Raw genomic sequence first — 4541 nt, forward strand, 5'->3', positions numbered from 1 at the left:
GTTCCTGGATAACGAAATTCCAATCCCCAATTTGCTGCAGATGGATCATACTCTTCAGAATACGTGCTACGGTAGACTTCTTGTTCAACAACCCTTGAATTTGAAGTTAAGGTGTACTCGGTTAGAACTTCATCAAAACCTGTATAGGTTCTAATCCATTGTTCTTCACAGTTAAATGCTTCTTTCTGGCTCTCATGCAAATTCAAACACAGATCTGGTTCTCGAAACTCTTCTGTGTACTGGCGCTCCAAAAAACGTCTGTAATTCAATCCATCTGGTAGTCGAATTCGATCACCCACTCCACCTGATAGAATATCTGATTCAACGCCAGTAACTAAGCGGCCAACACCTGGAGAGTTGTCACCAATAACTCTTGAGCCATAAGCGATCGCGTTAGGAGAAATAGTTACTGGATAATTACCAATGCCATCCCCAGGAAGAAGGTAGGTTCTGGCTTCCAGGTCACCTTCTTTCTTCAGGTTCAGAAGAAATGATGTCGCTCCAATACTCTCATCTAATACGCCGGTTATTAAAACAGTGTCATGAGGTAAGGTCCACATATCACTGGAAGTGGTAATCGGATCACAAATCGGCACCAGAACATGTTCGCCTTCTGAATTTGGATAAAGACGAGTAGCCCCTGCCTTCAATGGAAATATTTTCCCATCACTTTTTCTTATCAATAACATCGCAGCAGACTGTGTTACTTCGGAACTGCTGAGCGTCGAACCATCTTCAGAAGTAACCAAGAACTTTAGAGGTAGCTGTTGAGTGCTATACATTGCGACGAAATCATCATTGATATTCTTAGCACATTCAGGTCGATATACGACTTCGGTTTCATTACCGTCTTCATCTACAAACTTAACTGTTTCTAAAGAACCGTCTGCACTTACCTTGTACAAAACATTGTTTGTAGTGAGTCCATTACTATTAGATGCTGTAAAACTCGCTGCTGACATTACTCCAGAGGCAGCTTGCTCACTGCCGACCACAAGAGAAGCAGCATCACTAAGATCTAGATTTGTATAAGCAGAAATTTGTTGTTCTTCTTCATGCTTAGGGTCATCTGAACCACAACCTGACAGTGCGATTGCAGATATCATAACTGTAGACGAGAGAATGTACTTAAACTTTGGTTCCATCAAAAATTCCTTTTTTCCATTTTATTGGCAATCTGTGGATAAATGTTACTCATAGTCTGTAGTGAATTCCAGCATTTTGTTGATTATAGGTATCATTTAATGGTGCCCACTCAATGCCCGAAGCAAATGAAGAGCTAATCCAGTTTGGACGGAACTTAGCGCGATTGAGAAAGGATAAAAAGATCACTCAAGAAGAGCTTGCCTATCTTGCAGATATAGACAGAAGCTATATTTCAGGGATTGAGAGTGGGCATAGAAATGTTGCTCTATTGAATATTTTGAAGTTGGCTAGGGCTTTAGAGTTAGAAGCGAAAGTTCTTCTGGATTACGCCTAATTAGTCACGGTATTAGCCACCAAAAGAGAAGGGGTGGCTAATAGATCACTTCAATTTCTAATTAGATTGACTTTGCTCTTCGAAATTTTTAAGACAATCGTCTCTGAGATCTTTGAAATAAAGATAAAGAGACTCATGCTTAATCGGTATGTCACGATTTTCTTCCTCTGCAACAAGCTGTCTTAACTGAATGTCTGTAAATGAGTAATCGAGCAGCAATTCGCCATCCAAGCGGATTTCAGTGAGCTTCAATTCCTCAACATCGCTTACGTGCACAGCCTCGTCATAGTATAAATCCATGGGTAGTGGCCCCCACTGGTCTGAATATTCAAATTCAAAGTCGTCAATCAAATAACTCAACTCCTCAAGCGCTTCATTTGCGTCATCAGTAAATGACGCTTTCACTTGAGTCCCATTATTTGAATATCCAGCGACGACTCTGTCAACGATTGGAGCTATTTCCTCACGAAGCGCTTCATATTCTTTCTTCAATACAATACCTGGTAATACGAAGCTCGAAGAATGTCCATAAAGCTCATTCCATGGGCAAGATCTATGGTCAGACTCATGATATTCAGATGGAAGATAAATTCGTCCATCATCCCAGTCAATATTTAACCTTAAACCGCAACGCGGACCAGCCACAGTAGGAAATGCTTGCTTTCTATCGGCCATATCCGCAAGTAACCGTGTACTTGGCATTGTGTGATCTTCAGATTTAATACCATAACGACGAAAACTCTCAATTAGCTCTCGTGTCACACCGGCACTTTCATCCAACATTATGGGCAAGCTACTCACCAGAGCGGCATAAGTTTTGAAACCTTGTGAATGAGAAAATATCTCGTAGAGGCGGGCATTTTCGACATTAATCCCTCGAGCATTCAAATATTCGTGTAGGGTAGAAATGAGCTCTCTTAGAGTCTGTTGGTTGTAAATAATCATCTTGAAATTCTCCATAGATATCCATAAGTGAGATCCCTGTTAACGTGTATATGATCAATTTAAAATTAACCAGACAAATTACCTGCCGAAGAAGCCGAGACGCAAACGTCGATTTCACAGTACAGTATTCGAAGCAGGAGGCGTAGCCTTATGTTAAGGCTCGTTTCCCTTGCTCTACTCTTTAATCTCTCCAAATTAATCATCTTCCTTTTGGGCTGAAGTTAGGTGAATACCTTCTACAATTCTTGTTCTGGGGATATCAGCTTTTCCAGACTCCCGAACAAGCCCAAACTTATCTGGATAACGAACGTCATCGTTGTTTTTTTCATCAAACATGAATTCATTACGACGTATGATCTTCATTTCTGAAAGTGCCTCTTTGAAGCAGCTTTCGCACAGATCTAGATGGTACTCGTTTCCATCTTCCTCTGATCCAGGTCCAAACTTAGCTGACAGGGAAGCTTGCATATCGTTGTCCTCAAAAAATACAGGGGACATACAGGCGTCGCAGACAAAACCAACGTTCTCAAACTTTTCAACTCTTGATTGCATTTTCACTGAGATCATCTCCTATAAACTTTGTTTGAATATGTCATTGATCAGGGCTTTTAATTTGAGTTTGGATACAAGAAAAAATACACTTAATAAGAGGTATCGGCTCAATTGACGCTTAGTTTCGTTTCAAGCTTCCCAATTAACTTAGATAGCGCAATGTCAGGTTTTTCTGGATCAAAAGGTTCAATCTCCATCCATTGATCTCTTTGGTGGGGTACTGCATAACAATCGGGCAGATCATCTACCATGATTACTCTGTCCCACTGGTGATGGACGTAAGTTAGATCTTTCAACCCCTTCCTCGGCCAGGTCACAGATTTAAGATCACGAAAAATGTGATTAACCTCCTTCAACTCAAATAGATCACGCTGTATCTTCACTACTCTATGTTCTGGAACTGTCGTATATAGGTATACCTTTTCAAATGCTTCATTTGACCATTCAAGGAAATCATTTAGATGGGGCCTGACGAAGCACGAGACAGCGCTGGATATCAATGTGTACTCAAGGTCTAGAGCTAATATCATTTCTACAATTCAATCATGAAATTTGGTTGGTAATCAGAGCATTCTCGTCCATAACCGTGTTGGTTGCTGATGATACGCGTGCGTCCTCTGATTTCATCGACATTAAAATGTGTATGGCCGAATACCCAATAGTCAGGGGCGTATGAATCAATGAGATCGATATGCTCGTTACAGAAATATGCTGTAATTTCATCTATTGAGTGCTGTTTATTTCTAAACTGGAGGCTCGGTGAGAAGTGAGTCACTACCATGGACGGGAGTTTTTCATCTTGTGTTGCTTGTAGCTGTTGTTTGAGCCATTCGCGTTGTTGGTGCCCAAGTTCAATACACTCTTGTGTACTAAATTTATGGTCACCCATTCCAATATAATGAAAGTCATTGATCCGATCAGCGATGACTGGTTCGACATTAGGAAACTCTTCGTTTTTTAGAGCGGATAGTGTTGTCCAACCTGTGCAGCCGATAAACCTAACGCCCTGGACTACTTTTGAATCGCATTGAAGAAAGTGTATTTGTTTCGACTTTGAGAACTCTTCTCGTAAAGCTTGTTCTGTCTCAATCATATTCTTGCAACCGTAGTATTCGTGGTTGCCGGGCACGAACACAATATCCATGTTTGGTCTGAATTCGGTGAGCAATGGTAGTATTTTCTGAATGTCACAGGCTTTATGGACATCACCAGCTAACACTAGAATATCGGGTGTAAACTCAAGCCAATACATAGGAGCACCTTGGAGCTCCATGTGCAAGTCGCTGTGAATTGCAATTTTTGTCATTTTTGCTCTCCAGGATGGTGGTCATCGTAGATATTATTTGGGGGGACATAGTTTTCGCTATGGGTCCAAGTGATTATTCCGTTATCAGTTGCGGAACATAGAATTCGATTTCTTTCTTCTAGTGTCTTTGTAAGCAGGCCTGACTCGCTAAGTTTGCGTAGATGATTGAATAAAGTATCTGGGTCAATCCGACCGTCAATAAATGCAAGTCGATTAGATGCTTTTTTGATGTCTTTTGACATGAGCATTAATTCCAAA

General features: G+C 40.9%; 7 protein-coding genes. 1 reads left to right on the forward strand and 6 read right to left on the reverse strand.

Annotated features, from left to right (window positions below):
- Positions 1-1145 (reverse strand): hypothetical protein (locus A3761_RS18220; RefSeq protein WP_156491939.1); only part of this gene is annotated, 1145 nt, incomplete at its 3' end.
- 113 nt (positions 1146-1258) lie between these two features.
- On the opposite strand from A3761_RS18220, the gene A3761_RS18225 reads away from it, so the two are divergent.
- Complete coding sequence (locus A3761_RS18225; protein ID WP_068739605.1) at positions 1259-1480, forward strand: helix-turn-helix domain-containing protein; 222 nt, start codon at positions 1259-1261, stop codon at positions 1478-1480.
- Between the two features lie 57 nt (positions 1481-1537).
- On the opposite strand, the gene A3761_RS18230 is transcribed toward A3761_RS18225, so the two are convergent.
- The 5 genes from A3761_RS18230 to A3761_RS18250 form a co-directional block, all read right to left on the reverse strand.
- Positions 1538-2425: a hypothetical protein gene (locus A3761_RS18230; protein ID WP_068739603.1), complete on the reverse strand. Its 888-nt coding sequence runs from the start codon at positions 2423-2425 to the stop codon at positions 1538-1540.
- A 195-nt stretch (positions 2426-2620) separates the two neighbouring features.
- Entirely contained in the window at positions 2621-2983 is a 363-nt protein-coding gene (locus A3761_RS18235; protein ID WP_156491940.1) for a hypothetical protein, read from the reverse strand.
- A 101-nt stretch (positions 2984-3084) separates the two neighbouring features.
- On the reverse strand, positions 3085-3507 hold the full coding sequence (locus A3761_RS18240) for an NIF family HAD-type phosphatase (protein ID WP_068739279.1): 423 nt from the start codon (positions 3505-3507) through the stop codon (positions 3085-3087).
- Positions 3508-3509: 2 nt separating this feature from the next.
- A complete protein-coding gene (locus A3761_RS18245) occupies positions 3510-4283 on the reverse strand; it encodes a metallophosphoesterase (RefSeq protein WP_068739598.1) in 774 nt (257 codons plus the stop codon).
- Positions 4280-4541: hypothetical protein (locus tag A3761_RS18250; RefSeq protein WP_231881255.1), on the reverse strand; the 262-nt coding region annotated here is incomplete at its 5' end. The genes A3761_RS18245 and A3761_RS18250, both read right to left, overlap by 4 nt.

The sequence above is a fragment of the Oleiphilus sp. HI0123 genome, assembly GCF_001635315.1.